Source organism: Dermacoccus sp. PAMC28757 (assembly GCF_014302635.1).
GTDB lineage: Bacteria > Actinomycetota > Actinomycetes > Actinomycetales > Dermatophilaceae > Dermacoccus > Dermacoccus abyssi.
This window is the reverse complement of sequence record NZ_CP060292.1, coordinates 2,958,021-2,975,171: the sequence shown is the minus strand read 5'-3', so window position 1 is coordinate 2,975,171 and position 17,151 is coordinate 2,958,021. Positions and strand designations below refer to the sequence as shown.

Genomic DNA, 17,151 nt, shown 5'->3' with positions numbered 1-17,151 from the left:
CGGCCTCAGGCTCGGCGGCGTTCGTCGTCCTCGGGGTCGTCGTAGATCGCCTCGAGGAGCGATTCGTGGGTGAGCGGACGCGGCACCGAGGTGAGGGGGGTGACCTCGGGCGCCGGTGCGGTGGCGAGGTCGAGCTCGTGCATGCGGCGCGACGTCACGAGGACGCGGGATTCGAGGGAACCGACGAAGAGGTTGTAGGCCTCGACGCTGCGGCGCAGTGAGCCGCCGAGGTCGTGGGTGTGCTTGGCGAGGGTGCCGATGCGCTCGTGGAGTTCGCGACCGAGCGTGAGGAGTTCGCGGGCGTTGTCCTCGACGGTGGCGTGCTGCCACAGCACGGCGACGCTGCGCATCGTGGCGAGCAGGGTGCTCGGGGAGGCGAGGACGACGCGCCGCTCCATGGCGCTCTCGAGCAGGCCGGGCGAGGCGTTGAGCGCAGCGGCGAGTATGGCGTCACCCGGTACGAAGGCGATGACGAAGTCGGGGGACGTGGCCACGGCACTCCAGTAGCGCTTCGACGCGAGAGTGTCGACATGCGCCGCGAGGGCCTTGCCGTGGCGTTTGAGGGCTGCGGCGCGCAGGGCGTCGTCGGTGTCCGTGGCCTGCGCCTCGAGGAACGCGCTCATGGGTGCCTTGGCGTCGATGACGAGCTGGCGGTTGCCGGGCAGGTGGACGACGACGTCCGGGCGCACGGGGCGGCCTTCGTCGTTGTGTCCGCGCCACTGCTCGTCGAAGTCGCAACGGTTGAGCATGCCGGCGAGTTCGAGGATGCGGCGCAACTGCGCCTCGCCCCACTGCCCGCGCACGTTCGAAGCGTTGAGCGAGCCGGCGAGCGACGACGTCTCGCGCCGCAACAGCTCCGTGCTGGCTCGCACGTCCTTGAGCGCGACGTCGACGTGGCTGTACTGCTCCACGCGGTCACGTTCGAGCGTTGCCACCTGGTGTTCGACACGGGCCAGGGTGTCGCGCAGCGGCAGCAGCGCGGCGGCCGTCTGGGCGTCGTCGCTCACGGTGGCTTCGAGGTCGACGACGCGTTCGCGCAGCACGTCACGCTCGGCACTGACGGCGGCGAGGTCGTCGCGTGCGCGCCCCGCGGTGACCAGCGCGGTGAGGCGCCAGGCGACGATGGCGCCGAGCGTCAGCCCGAGGGCGAACAGGGCGACGGCGAGAAGCGGAGACATACCCTCACGATGGCATGGGCCACCGACAACCGCGGAACGACGGGGATTTCGGTGGCCCCGCGCGTCAGCGGTGTGCGCGGTTGAAGTGCCGCTGCGTCAGGGTGAATCGGCTGTCCTCGCCGAGCTGGCGCCACACGAGGCGCTCGACCACGAGCGTCACGACGCCGGCAATGAGCATGCCTGCGATGTTGAGGCCGAGTTGTGCCAGCGAGCCGCGGATCTCCTGCCAGTCCCAGATCGCGAGGCCGAGCGCCACGTTGCCGGCGGCGGGCACCGTCGTCACGCTGATGAAGACGCCGACCATGGCACTCGACTTGTCGATGGCCATGGCGAGCACCCCGGCCGCGCCCGCGAGAAGAGCGACGATGAACGACCACTTGTCCGGCCGCCAGATGAAGTTCGTCTGCGGTCGCTCGCGCGTCACCATGTCGGCGTCGAAGAGCCCGACGTGGAGGCCGACCCACGCGAGCGCCGTGATGACGGCGATGGCGGCGCAGAAGGTCCAGACGAGAAGCGCGAACGAGCGGCCGGCGAGGTGCCACTCGCGCATCGCGAGGCCGACGCAGGTGGCTGCGACCGCGGCGAACTCGGGGCCCACGACCATCGCTCCGACGACGAGCACCGACGAGTCGGTGAGAACTGCGATCGAGGCGAGAGCCGTGGCGATGACGAGGAACGCCAGGTAGTTGACGGTGATGTGGCTTGCGCCCTTCGCCCGCTCGACGAGGAGGCGCCAGATGACGGCGTCGTCGGGGTCGCCGTGGGCCGCACGCTCCACCGATGAGGCGCGCTGGAACGGGGTGGCGAGGGGCTCGCTGAGGACGATGCCGCCGGAGTCGCCGAGACCCATGTCGGTGAGGTCGTCGATGACGAAACTGACGCCCTCGCGGGCGACGTCGGCCTCGATGAGGTCGCCTTCGGGCTTGAGTACCGCACCGGGGGAGACAGTGACGTTGGTGACGGCCTCGTCGTCGACGAGGCGGGTGCGAACCTGCGACGACAGTGCGCTCGGCACGGTGAGGCGCAGGTGCATCAGCATGCGCTCACGATACGGCGGCCGCAGGGTACGCTCGGCGAATAGGTCGACCGATGGTCGGTCGGTAGAATCGTCGATCGTGGCACTCACCATCGGAATCGTCGGTCTCCCCAACGTCGGCAAGTCGACGATGTTCAACGCACTGACGAAGAACAACGTCCTCGCAGCCAACTACCCGTTCGCAACGATAGAGCCGAACGTCGGCGTCGTCCCGTTGCCGGACCCGCGCCTCAAGGTGCTCGCGGGCATCTTCCGCTCGCAGGCGATCCTGCCGGCGACGGTGTCGTTCGTCGACATCGCGGGCATCGTCAAGGGGGCCTCGGAGGGTGAGGGCCTCGGTAACAAGTTCCTCGCGAACATCCGTGAGGCCGACGCGATCTGCCAGGTCGTGCGTGCGTTCGTCGATGACGACGTGCACCACGTCGACGGCAAGGTCTCGCCGAGTTCGGATCTGGAGACGATCAACACCGAGCTGATCCTCGCCGACCTGCAGACGCTGGAGAAGGCGGTGCCGCGTCTGGAGAAGGAGGTCAAGGGCAAGAAGACCGAGAAGTCGGTCTACGAGGCTGCCCTGGCCGCGCAGAAGGTGCTCGAGGAGGGCAAGACGCTCAGCTCGGTCGGTTTCGACACGAGCGAGATCCGCGAGCTCGGGCTGCTGACCGCGAAGCCGTTCATCTATGTGTTCAACGTCGACGAGTCGCAGCTGACGGATGAGGCGTTCCAGGCCGAGATGCAGGCGCTCGTCGCGCCGGCGGAGGCGATCTTCTTGAACGCGCAGCTCGAGTCCGAGGTGGCCGACCTGGACGAGGACGAGGCGAAGGAACTGCTCGAGTCGGTCGGCATCACCGAGCCGGGCCTGGAGCAGTTGGCGCACAAGGGCTTCAACACGCTCGGGCTGCAGACGTACCTGACGGCCGGGCCGAAGGAGACGCGTGCCTGGACGATCCACAAGGGTTGGACCGCGCCGCAGGCCGCCGGCGTCATTCACACCGATTTCCAGAAGGGCTTCATCAAGGCGGAGATCATTTCGTTCGAGGATCTCGTCGAGTGCGGTTCCGTTGCCGAAGCCCGTGCCAAGGGTAAGGCCCGCATGGAGGGCAAGGACTACGTCATGGCCGACGGCGACGTGGTTGAATTCAGATTCAATGTCTAAAAAGCGACTTTGACCAGGGGTTTTATCCTCTCGGCTTCCGGTGGGGCTCGACGGACGAGTTCCGATCGACCATCAGTTGCTCAGCGTTTGTCCCGCTGACCTGGGACTTTGCTCGGCCTCTGCGGAGCTCCCGCAGGGGCCGACTCCCTTCCTTTGGCTGTGTGAGCGGAGCAGGCAGGCGGCCTCGGATGGCCTGTTCCGGGGGCAAGTTCGAGTTGTTCGGCGGGCGATTGCTCGGCACGAGCGCTGACTCGAAAATCGCCTTGACTCAAAAGGTGGTTGCCCGGGAGATCGGACTTCTTCGGCAGGCTGGCCATCCTTCAGAACGCAAACGGCGGAGGCCTCAGATGGACATCGGGCCACCAGTGGTTGCGGGCGAATGTTCGAGACGCTCTCGACGGCGGGAGCGAGCCGTGACCGCGGCTGGATGCCATAGTGGTCAGGTCGCACCGGCTTCAGTGACTCCTCAGGATGCGCCGCATGGAGCAGTTTGGGGAGTCTGTCATAGGTCATCGATAGCTTCGAGGTATGAAGACCATGGAGCAGGACCGGGTGGAGCGCTTTGAGCGCACGTTCTATGAGAGGGACATCGACTCGACCTACCTCGACTTGTACCGCCGGGAGCAAGTCCTGCCCCGCGCTGACGTGACCCCCACCCTGGTTTCCACAATGACGTGACCCCCACCCTGGTTTCCACAAAATCTGGCTACACGAAGGCCTGAGTGGAAGGCTCACGAGCATGCCTCGCGCTTACCCCGTCCAGTTCCGCCAGCAAGCTATCGCCCTGGCCCGTTCCGGGCGGCCAGTGACGCAGGTCGCCTACGAACTCGACATCCACCCCGTCACGCTGCACAAGTGGATCCGCCAAGACGACATCGATCACGGCCGACGCCCAGGCACAGCCACCGTCGAATCGGCAGAACTCAAAGCAGCCCGTCGGCGCATCCGCGAACTTGAAACCGAACTCGCCATCATCAAGAAGGCCGCCCAGTTCCTCGACCCCGCTACGGCGCCGCACCCAAAAGGATCCACCCGGTGATCGATGTCCTCGCCGACACCGGGTTCCCCGTCAACACCTGCTGCCGCGTGCTGGGCGTCTCCCGCCAGGGCTACTACCGCTACAAGCGCCGCCCGACCAGCGCCACCCAACTGCGCCGTGAGTGGCTCACCGGCCTCATCAACGAAGTCCACATCGCTTCGCGAGGCACCTACGGCTACCGCCGTGTGCACGCCGAACTCACCCTCGGCATGGGCCTGACGTGCAGCAGCCGCCTGATCAGCGTCCTCATGACGAACGCCGGGATCCGCGGCCTACCAGGCCCCAAACGCATCGCTCGGCTTCGCGGGGTGGCCACGGCTGATGACCTCGTGAACCGCAAGTTCCACAGGCTGGCGCCCAACGAGCTGTGGGTCACGGACATTACGGAGCACCCCACGAAAGAAGGCAAGGTCTACTGCGCCGCGGTCCTGGATGCCTACAGTCGGCGCATCGTGGGCTGGGCCATCGATTCGCGCCAGGACGCGACGCTGGTCGTGAACGCGCTCGACATGGCCATCCGCAACCGAAAACCCAAGCCCGGAGGGATCGTGCACGCTGACCACGGCGCCCAATTCACGTCCTGGGTGTTCGGGGAGAAGATTCGCAGCGCGGGCCTGCTGCCATCGTTCGGCACGGTCGGTGACGGGTACGACAACGCGATGATGGAGTCGTTTTGGTCCTCGATGCAGATCGAATTGCTTAACCGGCGGCGATGGAAAACACGGGTCGAGTTGTCGACCGCGATGTTCGAGTACATCGAGGTGTTCTACAACCGACAGCGCCGCCACTCAGCACTCGGCTACGTCAGCCCCATCCAGTACGAGCTAGCATCAACCCGCACCCAAAAATCCGCCTGACTTAGCCACTCACGGTGGAAACCACGATGGGGGTCACGTCAAACTGTCACCTAATCGTGCAGCAGTCCCCAGCGTTGGCGGTAGGCCGAACCTTCCGTCTCGGTAGCTGGCGTCGTGTAGCCATGCCGTCCAGTGGAGCGCCCGCTGGCACCCTCGCGACTCTGCCATGTCGTCCCGGGTGATAGCTTGGTTCCAGGTCATATGGCGGCAAAGGGACAGCCTTAGCACCAAAGGTTCCGAAATCACCGGAACGCGGTGGAATTTAGTTTCAACGTGTGATCGTCCGTCGACCAGGGGTGCCTACGCCTGGTCTGACTGATCCCAGCCGCATGTGTCGCAAACACCATTCGACGGCACAGTCAGGTAGCAGTTGGGGCATACCGCTGGCTCATGCCGCGCCCGACTGCTGGTCCCTCCCTCTCGGATCTTGTTGTCAGGGTGCGTGACGCCCCATAGCCCACTGCGAGCTGTGGACTGCCATCGGTCGAAATCGCCCGCTGCATTCGCCGCCTCCTGTTCGGAGACGAAACCACTTGTGTAGCCGTAATAGATGTGCAGGTCTGGGCCTACGTCAAGACGCCTTGCCTTGATGTAGCTCGATGTGAGTTCGCAGTCGAGAATCCCGATGTATTCGGTGATGCTGCGGATGAGCGGCCAGTTCTCATGCGGAATGCCTTTGGCGGTCAGCACGTGATCCAGTGACGTGTATTTCATCGTATTTCTTCTTCGAGTGAATGAGGCGGTGGTTGCCTCTGGGGCTTTTCAAGCGCGAGCTTGCTTCCAGCGTTCGGCTGTTGCGGGTGTCATCATCCAGGAGACTTCATCTGGATGTTCCGGACGAGTGCGCGCGCGGAGCGGCCAGGCTTGATTTCCGTCCGCGTTGAGGGGAATTGCCTCGTAGTGAGTCTTCAGGTGACGTGTGATTTTCCGGGGGGCATCACGCCATTCGGCGATGCTCATTCCAGTCATTTCTGCGATCTCAGAAGTGGAGAAGTACTCTCCTGGATGCTCTGCGCAGGCGTCCATTGCAAGTGTCCAGCGTCGAGTGGTCACGGTGGATCCTGCGGCAAGCCGTTTCAGATCCTCCACTGACCAGGTGAGCTCGTCCGACTCAAGTGGGTCAATATCGGACAATGCCGGGGAACCTACTGCTGTCGTTTCAGGCGTGATCGTCACCTGTTTGCCTGGCTTGATGGAGTCTGGAAAATCTTGTTCCAGGCTGGCGAGGAGGTCCATCACGTTCTGCACGTAGTCGGTCCGAACCAGGATGGGAATCCACTTACTCATCTTCAACTCCGCTTCTAATGTTGGCCTTGCAGTGTAGTCCCACTATAGCGGGACAGTGGTCCGAGTGTAAACGGAGAGCAGTGAGGGTGGGGCTGCGCGAGATGCCTAGTGGTGATGCAATGCCGGCGAGTTCCGCTTCAACGTGTGACGAGTGAGTCGCCCGGCGGTCAACCGCCGCGTCTCCGCCAGGCACACGAGAACGCCCGAGGTTGGGAGTTTTTCAGCCGATGCCGAGTGCATTTGGTGAAAAACTCCCAACCTCGGGCGTTTGCCGTGACGGTCGGGGTCAGCCGCGCACCACGTCCTGGCCGTGCTTCGACGTCAGGGTGACGCCGTCGAGGTCGATCTGACCCTTGTCGGAGACGCGTGCGGCGTCGGAGCCATCACCCTCGGCCTCGATACCGCCGTCAGCGGCGAAGCTGCCGACCGTGCCGTCGACCTCGAGCGTCGTGACGTTCGAGCCGCTCGTCGCGAGACGACCACCGATGTTCAACTCGTCGACGACGCCGGTCTCCTTGACGCTCAGCGCGACGGCCTGCAGGGTCACCTGAACGCCCTTGACGAGGCTGAGGCCCTCGCCGCCGGTCGTCGTGACGTCGCCCGCCACCGACAGCTTCGGCAGCGGCTTGCTCACCTGGATGCCGATCGAGCCGTCACCCGTCGTCGCGATGCTCGCGAAGCGCGCCTCGTTGAGCGAGCCGTCATACAGGTTGAACCCGCGCGCACCCTTGCCCGTCGTCAGGATCGGGGCCTGCACGTCGAGCACGTCGATGTCGCCGAAGTTGACGAAACGCGATGCCGCTCGGGCCGTGCGACGCAACCTGCTCGCTCGCCGTCCACGTACCGACGTTGCCCCAGTTGTCGAGCACCATGTCGTTCTGGCCGTACGTCGTGACCCGGCCGACCGAATCGACCTTCTCCACGTTCGCGCCTGTGATGACGAAGACGCCGCCCGAAATGAGATCCGGCGTACCCGGCATGATGCCGCCGTCAGTGTGCACCTCACCGGTGCGCAGCGTCGTGACGTCGATCGTTCCGCCGTCGGCCGTGCCTTCCCAGTCGCCGTGCCCGCCGACGAAGATGCCGGATTCGCGCACCGGCTTCTCCTCGGAGCCGACCGCGATGTCGAGCAGCTCGGCGGTGAGTTTCACAGCGGTGTTGGCCTGACGGTTCCACGGTGAAGCCACCCTGGAGCGCCTCGACACCGAAGCCCTGCGGGCGGTGAAAGCGGCCACGCACGTCGGCCGGCATCGGCGCCGTGCACGCTGCGACGGGGGAGTGGTCTGTGCCGCTGGCTGTCCTCGGCCTACTCCTTGTGGTTCAGCTCGTGGCAGGTGTGCTGGCCAGCCGCACCAGGTTCGTCGGGCAACGCCGAGGCGCCGGCGGTCAGTAGGTCGGGCTGGCGACTCGCGGGTGCCGTGACCTCCGGCATGCGAGAGTTTTCCCGTGAGTGACGAGACGCTTCCCCCGTGCCCTGAGCGTTCCGAGCCGTACACCTACGAGCAGGGCTCCCTGCTCGTGTGCCCCATGTGCGGGCACGAGTGGTCACCGGAAGATACCGGTGGCGATGCCGCTGACGCGCCTGTCATCCGGGATGCTGTCGGCAACGTTCTCGTCGACGGTGACGCAGTGACGATCGCCAAGGACCTGAAGCTCAAGGGAGCCGGTGGCGGCACGCTCAAAGCGGGTACGAAGGTGCGCAGCATCCGGCTCGACCCCTTCGGTCCCGACGGGCACGACATCGACGCGCAGGTGCCCGGCTTCGGGCGCATGCATCTCAAGTCGAGCGTCGTGAAGAAGGTCTCGTAACCACGCTTTCTCGGAGGTGATGCAGATTAGTCTGGGCCTGCCTCCTCCGGTCGGAGACGGCGGAAGACTCGGAGGATCACATGACGAACTCGGACGACGATCTCAACCTGGACGACGTCGACCTCGCGGAACTTGATGGGGCCGAAGCTCCCGACGCTGCCGACAAATCCGTCGTGCTCAAGCAGGTCGATGAGATTCGCGACTTCGTCGGCGGTTTGTCGATGGATGACATCAAGAGCGGCGATTGGTTCGCGCGCCTTCTGAAGGTCTCGCTGGCTCAATACTCCGAGCAAGTGACGGCGGAATGGTTTCGCGAGAAATACCCGCACCTCCCCGCAGACGCGATCGTCGATGCTCGCATCAAGCTCGCGGCTAAATATGCGGGCATCGAGGGTGGTCTCTCAGCTGCTGCGTACACCGGTGCCGTCGCCGCCACGATCGGTTCACTGGGCGGTGCGAGTCCTCTGACGGCCCCTGCTGCCGTAGGCAGCTTCGTCGTCGATCTGGCTTACACGACGCGTCTCCAGCTTCGTCTCGCGCACGACATCGCAGTGCTCTACGGAGTGCCGATCGACGTCAACGATTCCGAAGACCTCTGGAAAATCATCAGAATCGCACTTCTCATCAAGTCGGGAGAGGCCGGTCGCGGCGCCGTGTCGAAGGGCGTCCCCGTCGTGCTCCGCCCGGTCATCAAGAAGATCTTCAGCGGCTCCACGCTGACGGCAGTGAAGAGCCTGCCGGTCGTAGGCAAACACCTTCTGCAGCGCAACATCATCAAGTTCTCAATTCCCGGCGTGACGGTTCCCCTTTCCACCGCGATCAATTACTGGACGACGAAGTCAGCCGGCGACTATGCGCGCTCGTTCTTCCGAACGCAGGCCCAGATCACGGAAATCGTCGGAAGGATGATGGCCAAGACGCCGCATCATGAGGAACTGTTGTGGGCGACCTGGCTCGTCATTCAGGCTGACGGGAAGGTGGCGGAGGAAGAGAAGCTCCTTCTCCACCACGTCACGTCATCCATCTCGGATCGCAATCCCGGGAGTGTGGCTCTCGTGCAGCTGCGCGAAACCATCGATGCCGACGAGGCGGAAGTGTTGGCCAAGTTCGAGGCTTTGGACGGCGACCTCCAACCTCTGTACGAGTGCGCGGTGTTGGTGGCGGGAACTGACGGAAAAACCGGCAAGGACGAGCTCGCTGTCCTCGACCGCCTTGCCGAGGCGTGCCGTGTCGAGTCGCCCACACACCGTGAGGCAACCTCGGGCCGAGACTTCACGGCGGTGCGCGCGCTCGGAGGACGCATGGCGGGGCGGTTCTCGAAGCGAAAGGGTGAGCGCGAGACGCCGTCCGACGAATGAGGCCGGCGGTGTCGCTGGGCTTGCGGCGATTCAGAGTTGAGCGCACGACTTACTAGGGTGGGCGCATGCGCGTTCCCGAGGAAGTTCTCGAACTCGCCCGCACGGCCAAGGGCGTCACCGTCCTCACCGGTGCCGGAATGAGCGCCGAGAGCGGTCTCGCCACCTTTCGCGATGCACAGACCGGGCTGTGGGCGAACCAGGATCCCGCATCCCTGGCAACTCCGGAGGCGTGGCAGGCAGACCCGGCCCGCGTCTGGGCCTGGTATCGCTGGCGCATGACGCTCATGACCCGCGCCCAGCCCAACGCTGGGCACCGGGCGCTCGCCGAGTGGAGCGAGGCCGGCGATGCTCACCTGTGGGTCGTCACCCAGAACGTCGACGACCTGCACGAACGCGCGGGCAGCGACGTGCTCGCCCACCTGCACGGCAGCATCTTCGCGTTGCGCTGCTCCCGCTGCGGGCAGGACGCCGACGCCGTCGGCGAACCGCTCACCGAACCAGTCGAGCGCCTCGACCCGCCCGTCTGCGTCCACTGCGGCGGCCTCGTGCGGCCCGGCATCGTCTGGTTCGGCGAAGCACTCCCGCAGGATGCTCTGGAACGAGCCGAGGCCGCGACGCTCTCCGCCGACCTCGTCCTCGTCATCGGCACCTCCGGGATCGTCTACCCCGCAGCCGGCCTGCCGATCATGGCGCACCACCGCGGTGTTCCTGTCGTCGAGATCAACCCTGAGGAGACCGACCTCAGCGACATCGCCACCGCCACATGGCGCGTCCCAGCGGGTGAAGCCCTACCCGCGCTGCTCACGGCTCTTCGTGAGAACACGGCATAATCGATCAAAACCCCACACGATCCGTCGGCGTGATCCGTCGGCGCTTAGGAGGCACGCCATGTCCCCGACTCTGCACCCCCGGCTCGAGCCGGTCCGCGAGACGATCCTCAAGCGCAACCCCGGTGAGGCCGAGTTCCACCAGGCCGTGGACGAGGTCCTCATGAGCCTCGGCCCCGTGCTCGAACGCCGCCCCGACTACGTCGAGGCCAGCATCATCGAGCGCCTCGCCGAGCCCGAGCGTCAGATCATCTTCCGCGTGCCGTGGGTCGACGACCAGGGCCGCGTCAACGTCAACCGCGGCTTCCGCGTCGAGTACAACTCGGCCCTGGGCCCGTACAAGGGCGGCCTGCGCTTCCACCCGAGCGTCTACCTCGGCATCGTGAAGTTCCTCGGCTTCGAGCAGATCTTCAAGAACTCCCTCACCGGCCTGCCCATCGGCGGCGGCAAGGGTGGCGCCGACTTCGACCCCAAGGGCAAGAGCGACGCCGAGGTCATGCGCTTCTGCCAGTCGTTCATGACGGAGCTCTACCGCCACATCGGTGAGTACACCGACGTCCCGGCCGGCGACATTGGCGTCGGCGGCCGCGAGATCGGTTACCTCTTCGGCCAGTACAAGCGCATCACCAACCGCTACGAGGCGGGCGTGCTCACCGGTAAGGGCCTCTCCTGGGGCGGCGCCGCGGCGCGCACCGAAGCCACCGGCTACGGCACGGTCTTCCTCACCCAGGAGATGCTCGCGACGAAGGGCCGCTCCTTCGACGGCACGAAGGTTGTCATCTCCGGCTCCGGCAACGTGGCCATCTACGCCGCGCAGAAGGTCGCCCAGCTGGGCGGCACCGTCATCGCGATGAGCGACTCCGGCGGCTACGTCGTCGACGAGAAAGGCATCGACCTCGAGATCGTGCGCGACCTCAAGGAGAACAAGCGCGCCCGCATCAGCGAGTACGCCGACCTGCGCAAGCAGTCGACGTTCGTCGCCGACGGCTCGATCTGGGACGTCGCCTGCGACGTCGCGCTGCCGTGTGCCACGCAGAATGAACTGCCGGCGGACGCCGCGAAGACGCTCGTCAAGAACGGCTGCATCGCCGTCGCCGAGGGCGCGAACATGCCCACGACGCCGGACGCCACCGACATCCTCCAGGAGGCCGGCGTCCTGTTCGCACCGGGCAAGGCTTCCAACTGTGGCGGTGTCGCCGTCAGCGCTCTCGAGATGCAGCAGAACGCCTCGCGTGACTCGTGGAGCTTCGAACACACCGAGCAGCGCCTCGAAACCATCATGAAGGGCGTCTTCGAGCGCTGCCAGAGCACCGCCGACGAGTTCGATGTGCCCGGCGACTACGTCAAGGGCGCCAACATCGCCGGCTTCGTCAAGGTGGCCGACGCCATGCTCGCCCTCGGCGTCGTCTGACCCGGACGCTTCGCCGCAGAGCCCGCTCGAACCTAGCGTTCGGGCGGGCTCTGCGCGTTACAGCCGCCAACCGGTGCGGTAGCCGTGCAGCGCCGCCCGAAGGATCTCGGGCAACTCGCGCTGGTACGTGAAGATCGTCGGCACGGTCCACACCTGGGTACCGACGACTGCCGCGTCGGCCCGGGCCAGGCCCCGCGCGACCGCCCCCGACGTCGCACGCCGGAGATCGGCCGCCTCGGGCGTGAGGACACAGTTGGTCATCGACGTACTCCGGTGACGGAACTGGCTGACCTCAGCGACGTTCTGCCACGCCAAGGCTGCAACCTGGCGCCCATCGCCGCGCAGCACGCGTACCCCCTCGCGTTCGATGACGAGCGTTTGGCGACGTAGGAACTGGATCGTCAACGACGGGATGCCGAGCACCCCGAAGAACAGCACCGCGACGAGACATACCCACGAGCCCGGTGTGCTCGTGAACGCGCCAAGCACGCCGCGCTCGCCGATGACGACCGTGAGGCCGGCGCCGCCGATGGCCGTGAAACCGAGCGCGCCGACCATGCACGCCACGAGCTTGCCGGTGCTCGACGCGATACGCGTCGCGCCCGTACGCCACAGCTCCTGCACGTGGGCGTCGATGATCTCGGGGCGCGCCTTCATGCCTCCCAACCTAACGAAGCGGAAAGCGCCTGCGGCCCCGTTGCAGGGGAGGGACTTCTACCGTGGGTGGCGTGGACGCGATCAACCTCGGACGCAGGATTCAGGGCGACATCTACGGCGCCGGTGTCCACGGACGCACCCCGGTGGTTCCCGTCGAACCGGGGCGACTGAGCGAGCCACCCGCAAGGCGATGAGCGATCGTGCGTTCGCCTACGTCGACGGCAGCGCGGGACGGGGACGCACGAACGACGCCAACGTCAAAGCCTTCGGGCGCTACCGCTCGGTGCCCCGCATGCTGCGCGACGTGCGTGAACGCGACCTCGGCGTCGACCTCGTCGGCCGTCGCTACGCGCACCCGCTCCTGCTCGCGCCCATCGGCGTCCTCGAAATGGCGCACCTGCAGGCCGAGCGCGCCGTGGCGAAGGCCTCCGTGGCCACACAGACGCCGATGATCCACTCGACGCAAGCCAGCGTCGCCATGGAGGAGGTCGCCGCCGAACTCGACGAGACGCCGCACTGGTACCAGCTGTACTGGAGCAACGACGACGACCTGGCCCGTTCGCTCGTCCAGCGCGCCGAGGCGCTCGGTGCGGAGGCAGTCGTCGTCACGCTCGACACGCACCTCATGGGGTGGCGGCCCGAGGACCTCGACCTCGGGCACCTGCCGTTCGCGCGTGGCCAGGGCCTCGCGCAGTACCTCAGCGACCCGGTCTTCATGGCGCGGGTCGAGGAGCGCGCAGCCCGCGGATCGGCCCGACCGACCGAACGTCCGACGCCCGCGGCGGCCCGCTCGCTGGTGTCGAGCGCCCGGCACTACCCGGGCGACCTGCGCGAGAACCTCCGTTCGCCGCTGCCGCGCGCCGCGGTCGAGACGTTCCTCGACGTGTTCCCCTCGAGCGGTCTCACCTGGGACGACCTGGCCAAGCTGCGCGAATGGACGTCGCTCCCGATCCTGCTCAAGGGCCTCCAGAGCATCGACGACGTGCGCCTCGCCGCCGATCAAGGGCTCGACGGCATCGTCGTGTCGAACCACGGCGGCCGGCAGGTCGATGGCGCCGTCGCCTCGCTCGACGTCCTCGCGAGCCTGGGTGACGAGGTCGGCGATCTCACCGTGCTCTTCGACTCCGGGGTGCGCTCGGGCTCGGACGTTTTCACGGCGCTCGCGCTCGGGGCAGACGCCGTCATCCTCGGGCGGCCCTACGTCTACGGTCTGGCGCTCGCGGGCGCCGAAGGGGTGCAGGCCGTCGTCGAGCACACCCTCGCCGAGCTCGACCTCACGATGGCGCTGATGGGTCACGCGTCCGTGGCCGAGATACACCGCGGCGCGCTCGCTCGGTGACCGAACGAACGCGCCGCGACGAGGCTCGCGCTCAGGAGCGCGGGTGCTCCGCGAGGTACTCGGCGACGTAGTCGACATCCTTGTCGCCGCGCCCCGAGAGGTTGGCGACGACGACGCCGTCCTCGCCCAGCTCCCGAGCCAACTTCATGGCGTGGACGATGGCGTGCGAGCTCTCCAGCGCCGGAATGATGCCCTCCACTCGCGAGAGGGTGCTGAAGGCATCGAGACATTCGTCGTCCGTGGCCGTCACGTACGTGACGCGGCCCAGCGACGCGAGGTACGCGTGCTGCGGGCCCACGCCCGGGTAGTCGAGACCTGACGCGATGGAGTGCACCGCCGACGGCTCACCGGACTCGTCCTGCAGCACCGTGGTGGCCATGCCGTGCAGGGTGCCGGGGGTGCCCTTCGTCATCGTCGCGGCGTGACGGCCGGGCACCTCGACGCCCTCCCCGGCCGGCTCGACGCCGTAGAGCGCGACGCCCTCGTCGTCGAGGAAGCCGCTGAACAGGCCCATCGCATTCGACCCTCCACCGACGCACGCGACCGCGGCGTCCGGCAGGCGGCCCTCGAGCGACAGGATCTGCTCGCGCGCCTCGCGCCCGACGACCGACTGGAACTCGCGCACCATCGACGGGTACGGGTCGGGGCCGACGACGGAGCCGATGCCGAAGAAGACGTCCTCGAAGTCACGGGCGTAGGTGTCGAACGCCGAATCGACGGCCTCCTTGAGCGAACGCCCGCCGAACTCGACCGGCACGACCTTCGCGCCGAGCATCTCCATGCGCACGACGTTCGGGTGCTGCTTGGCGACGTCGATCGCACCCATGTGGATCTCGCACTCGAGACCCATGTACGCGGCCGCCGTCGCGAGAGCGACGCCGTGCTGGCCGGCACCCGTCTCCGCGATGAGCTTCTTCTTGCCCATGCGCTTCGCGAGCAGGGCCTCGCCGAGGCAGTGGTTGATCTTGTGCGACCCGGTGTGGTTGAGATCCTCACGCTTGAGGTAGATGCGCGCGCCGCCGACGTGGCGCGTCAGGTTGTCGGCGGGGAACAGCACCGACGGGCGGCCCGCGTAGAGGGTGAGCAGACGCTCGTACTCGCCGAGGAACGTCGGGTCGGCCTTCGCCTCGGCCCACGCGCGTGCCACCTCGGCCATCGGCTCCTCGAGGTGCGGCGGCACGAAACGGCCACCGAACTCACCGAAGAAGCCTTCGGCGTTCGCGTCGTATGAGGTCATGGTCGAACTTCCTTTCGCGGGTGGGGCGTGGCACGACCGTAACCGGCATAAGGATGCTCGCCGCACCCTCGAGCCGCGGACGGGCCGGCCGTCTCAGCCCGTGATCGTCATGGGGCTGCGTCAGGCGGTGGTCAGGCCTGAGAGGCCGAACTCAGCGTTTGCTTGACGTCCTCTTGAGCACCTTGCCGACCTCCGAGAGCTCAGGCCGGGCCACACGGAGACCTCCTTGGGGGCCTTCACGCTGCTGATGCGTTCCTTCGTGAAGGCCGCCACCTGCGCCGGATCCGGGTTAGCGCCGGGCGTCGGCTGGACGACAGCGACGACCCACTCGCCCCACTTCTCGGGGCGTCAGCCGTGTTTCGAAGCCTTCGCGTTCTCCTTCCGAGGTCTTCCAGCACCCGGGCACGGTCCAGTCGCTGCTCGAGCCGGCCCCGCGTGACGAGGTCGCCGCCATCTACGCCCGGTTGGAATCGAGCGGGCGTGTGTGCTCCTCGACGCGCTGGTTGCTCCGTCGACAGCGTGACGCACCAGACTTTTCCTCTTGTTGACCAAAAGGGGTTCGATCGGGCTACTCTTTCTCCGGCACGACTTTGTGCCTAACTGACGAAAAGAGTGCCCATGTCCATGACGACCCAACACCGAACTCGCGAGGAGCGCCTCGACGCCCTGCCGTTCAACCGTCGTCACCGTTCGTTGCTCGTCGGCTCCGGCATCGGCTGGGCGCTCGACGCCATGGACGTCGGCCTCATCTCCTTCCTCATGGTTGCCGTGAAGAAGGAGTGGGGCCTGTCGACCCCCGACCTGTCGTGGCTCGCGTCGATCGGTTTCATCGGGATGGCGATCGGCGCCGGTGCCGGTGGCGCCCTGGCCGACCGCATCGGCCGCCGCACGGTCTTCGCCGGCACGCTCATCGTGTACGGCCTTGCGACGGGCCTGTCAGCCCTCGCACCGACGTTCCTCGTGCTGTGCGCTCTGCGCTTCGTTGTCGGTCTGGGCCTCGGCGCCGAACTGCCCGTCGCCTCGACGCTCGTGAGTGAGTACGCGCCGCGCCGACTGCGGGGCCGCATGGTCGTCGCTCTCGAGTCGTTCTGGGCCGTGGGCTGGCTGCTCGCCGCCGTCATCGGCTTCACTGTGGTGCCGCGCGAGAACGGGTGGCGTTGGGCCATGCTCCTCGGCCTCGTGCCCGCGCTCTACGCGGTGTGGGTGCGTCGAGGCCTGCCCGAATCCGTGCGCTTCCTCGAACGCGCCGGACGTGAGGAGGAGGCCGAGCGATCCGTCCGCGAGTTCGAATCGGCGTCCGGCATCGAAGCTCCGAAGAGCGCCGCCGTCGCGCCAACAGACCACGAGGCTGCGCCCAAGCCGAAAATGACCGATGCCTTCGCGCCGGCCTACCGCACCCGCACCGCCGCGCTGTGGACCACGTGGTTCGGCGTCAACTTCGCCTACTACGGCGCGTTCCTGTGGATTCCGACGTTCCTCGTCGCCGGTGGCTACCCGGTGGCCAAGTCGTTCGGCTTCACGCTCATCATCACGATCGCGCAACTGCCCGGGTACCTCGCGGCCGCGGTGCTCGTCGAGAAGATCGGCCGACGTCCCACGCTCGCCGCCTTCCTCGCCGGCTCCGCGCTCTCGGCGCTCGCGTTCGGCAACGCCGGCTCCGAAGCCACGATCATCGCGGCCGGATGTGCACTCAGCTTCTTCAACCTCGGCGCCTGGGGTGCCCTCTATGCCATCACGCCGGAGATCTACCCGACCGCGATCCGCGCCGCGGGTGCCGGAAGCGCGACGGCGTTCGGCCGCATCGCGTCGATCGTCGCGCCGCTCATCGTGCCGGTCGTCTTCACCGAGCACGGCGAGGTGTGGACGTTCGTGCTCATCGCGTTCGCGTTCGCCGTCGCCACGGTGGCGTCACTGCTCCTACCCGAACGACGTGGCGCGAGCCTCGAGGAGGCCTGAGCAGGCT

Annotated in this window: 17 protein-coding genes and 1 pseudogene; 9 read left to right on the top strand and 9 right to left on the bottom strand. The window is 66.6% G+C overall.

Annotated elements, in window-relative coordinates; genetic code table 11:
- Positions 1-5: 5 nt before the first annotated feature.
- On the bottom strand, positions 6-1,178 hold the full coding sequence (locus H7F30_RS14100; RefSeq protein ID WP_187035848.1) for a DNA recombination protein RmuC: 1,173 nt from the start codon (positions 1,176-1,178) through the stop codon (positions 6-8).
- A 64-nt stretch (positions 1,179-1,242) separates the two neighbouring features.
- Entirely contained in the window at positions 1,243-2,217 is a 975-nt protein-coding gene (locus tag H7F30_RS14095) for a DUF389 domain-containing protein (protein ID WP_187035846.1), read from the bottom strand.
- Positions 2,218-2,293: 76 nt separating this feature from the next.
- On the opposite strand from H7F30_RS14095, the gene ychF reads away from it, so the two are divergent.
- The 3 genes from ychF to H7F30_RS14080 all read left to right on the top strand — a co-directional run bounded on the left by ychF (position 2,294) and on the right by H7F30_RS14080 (position 5,263).
- Positions 2,294-3,367, top strand: coding sequence for a redox-regulated ATPase YchF (gene ychF, locus H7F30_RS14090; RefSeq protein WP_187035844.1), 1,074 nt, complete (start codon positions 2,294-2,296; stop codon positions 3,365-3,367).
- 528 nt (positions 3,368-3,895) lie between these two features.
- Positions 3,896-4,045, top strand: a complete 150-nt coding sequence (locus H7F30_RS14085; protein ID WP_187035843.1) for a hypothetical protein — start codon at positions 3,896-3,898, stop codon at positions 4,043-4,045.
- 61 nt (positions 4,046-4,106) lie between these two features.
- Positions 4,107-5,263 (top strand): IS3 family transposase gene (locus H7F30_RS14080; RefSeq protein ID WP_187035841.1). Its coding sequence is split into 2 segments (ribosomal slippage): positions 4,107-4,374 and positions 4,374-5,263, totalling 1,158 coding nucleotides; the frame shifts between segments, so codons are not numbered across the junction.
- Between the two features lie 300 nt (positions 5,264-5,563).
- Here H7F30_RS14080 and H7F30_RS14075 read toward each other — a convergent pair.
- The 4 genes from H7F30_RS14075 to H7F30_RS14060 all read right to left on the bottom strand — a co-directional run bounded on the left by H7F30_RS14075 (position 5,564) and on the right by H7F30_RS14060 (position 7,737).
- Positions 5,564-5,977: a hypothetical protein gene (locus H7F30_RS14075; RefSeq protein WP_187035839.1), complete on the bottom strand. Its 414-nt coding sequence runs from the start codon at positions 5,975-5,977 to the stop codon at positions 5,564-5,566.
- A gap of 48 nt (positions 5,978-6,025) precedes the next feature.
- On the bottom strand, positions 6,026-6,550 hold the full coding sequence (locus H7F30_RS14070) for a hypothetical protein (RefSeq protein ID WP_187035837.1): 525 nt from the start codon (positions 6,548-6,550) through the stop codon (positions 6,026-6,028).
- Positions 6,551-6,836: 286 nt separating this feature from the next.
- Positions 6,837-7,307 (bottom strand): hypothetical protein, encoded by a 471-nt coding sequence (locus H7F30_RS14065; RefSeq protein WP_187035835.1) that lies wholly within the window; start codon positions 7,305-7,307, stop codon positions 6,837-6,839.
- Positions 7,252-7,737 (bottom strand): hypothetical protein, encoded by a 486-nt coding sequence (locus H7F30_RS14060; protein ID WP_187035833.1) that lies wholly within the window; start codon positions 7,735-7,737, stop codon positions 7,252-7,254. Before H7F30_RS14060 ends, H7F30_RS14065 begins: the two co-directional genes overlap by 56 nt.
- A 259-nt stretch (positions 7,738-7,996) precedes the next feature.
- Between H7F30_RS14060 and H7F30_RS14055 the strand changes: the two genes are divergently transcribed.
- The 4 genes from H7F30_RS14055 to gdhA all read left to right on the top strand — a co-directional run bounded on the left by H7F30_RS14055 (position 7,997) and on the right by gdhA (position 11,955).
- Complete coding sequence (locus tag H7F30_RS14055) at positions 7,997-8,359, top strand: zinc ribbon domain-containing protein YjdM (RefSeq protein ID WP_187035831.1); 363 nt, start codon at positions 7,997-7,999, stop codon at positions 8,357-8,359.
- A gap of 80 nt (positions 8,360-8,439) precedes the next feature.
- Positions 8,440-9,717: a TerB family tellurite resistance protein gene (locus H7F30_RS14050; protein WP_187035829.1), complete on the top strand. Its 1,278-nt coding sequence runs from the start codon at positions 8,440-8,442 to the stop codon at positions 9,715-9,717.
- A gap of 65 nt (positions 9,718-9,782) precedes the next feature.
- Entirely contained in the window at positions 9,783-10,547 is a 765-nt protein-coding gene (locus H7F30_RS14045; protein ID WP_187035828.1) for an NAD-dependent deacylase, read from the top strand.
- Positions 10,548-10,617: 70 nt separating this feature from the next.
- On the top strand, positions 10,618-11,955 hold the full coding sequence (gene gdhA / locus H7F30_RS14040; protein WP_222617893.1) for an NADP-specific glutamate dehydrogenase: 1,338 nt from the start codon (positions 10,618-10,620) through the stop codon (positions 11,953-11,955).
- A gap of 57 nt (positions 11,956-12,012) precedes the next feature.
- On the opposite strand, the gene H7F30_RS14035 is transcribed toward gdhA, so the two are convergent.
- Positions 12,013-12,612, bottom strand: a complete 600-nt coding sequence (locus H7F30_RS14035) for a hypothetical protein (protein WP_187035824.1) — start codon at positions 12,610-12,612, stop codon at positions 12,013-12,015.
- A gap of 190 nt (positions 12,613-12,802) precedes the next feature.
- Between H7F30_RS14035 and H7F30_RS14030 the strand changes: the two genes are divergently transcribed.
- A complete protein-coding gene (locus H7F30_RS14030) occupies positions 12,803-13,951 on the top strand; it encodes an alpha-hydroxy-acid oxidizing protein (protein ID WP_255464875.1) in 1,149 nt (382 codons plus the stop codon).
- A 31-nt stretch (positions 13,952-13,982) separates the two neighbouring features.
- On the opposite strand, the gene trpB is transcribed toward H7F30_RS14030, so the two are convergent.
- Together trpB and H7F30_RS15015 are read right to left on the bottom strand one after the other, a co-directional pair.
- Positions 13,983-15,188: a tryptophan synthase subunit beta gene (gene trpB, locus H7F30_RS14025; protein ID WP_187035822.1), complete on the bottom strand. Its 1,206-nt coding sequence runs from the start codon at positions 15,186-15,188 to the stop codon at positions 13,983-13,985.
- A gap of 120 nt (positions 15,189-15,308) precedes the next feature.
- A pseudogene (locus H7F30_RS15015) lies at positions 15,309-15,470 on the bottom strand (hypothetical protein); the annotation flags it as partial.
- Between the two features lie 336 nt (positions 15,471-15,806).
- Here H7F30_RS15015 and H7F30_RS14015 point away from each other — a divergent pair.
- Positions 15,807-17,144 carry an MFS transporter gene (locus H7F30_RS14015; protein WP_222617814.1) on the top strand — a complete coding sequence of 446 codons (1,338 nt, stop codon included), beginning with the start codon at positions 15,807-15,809 and terminating at the stop codon, positions 17,142-17,144.
- Positions 17,145-17,151 lie beyond the last annotated feature (7 nt).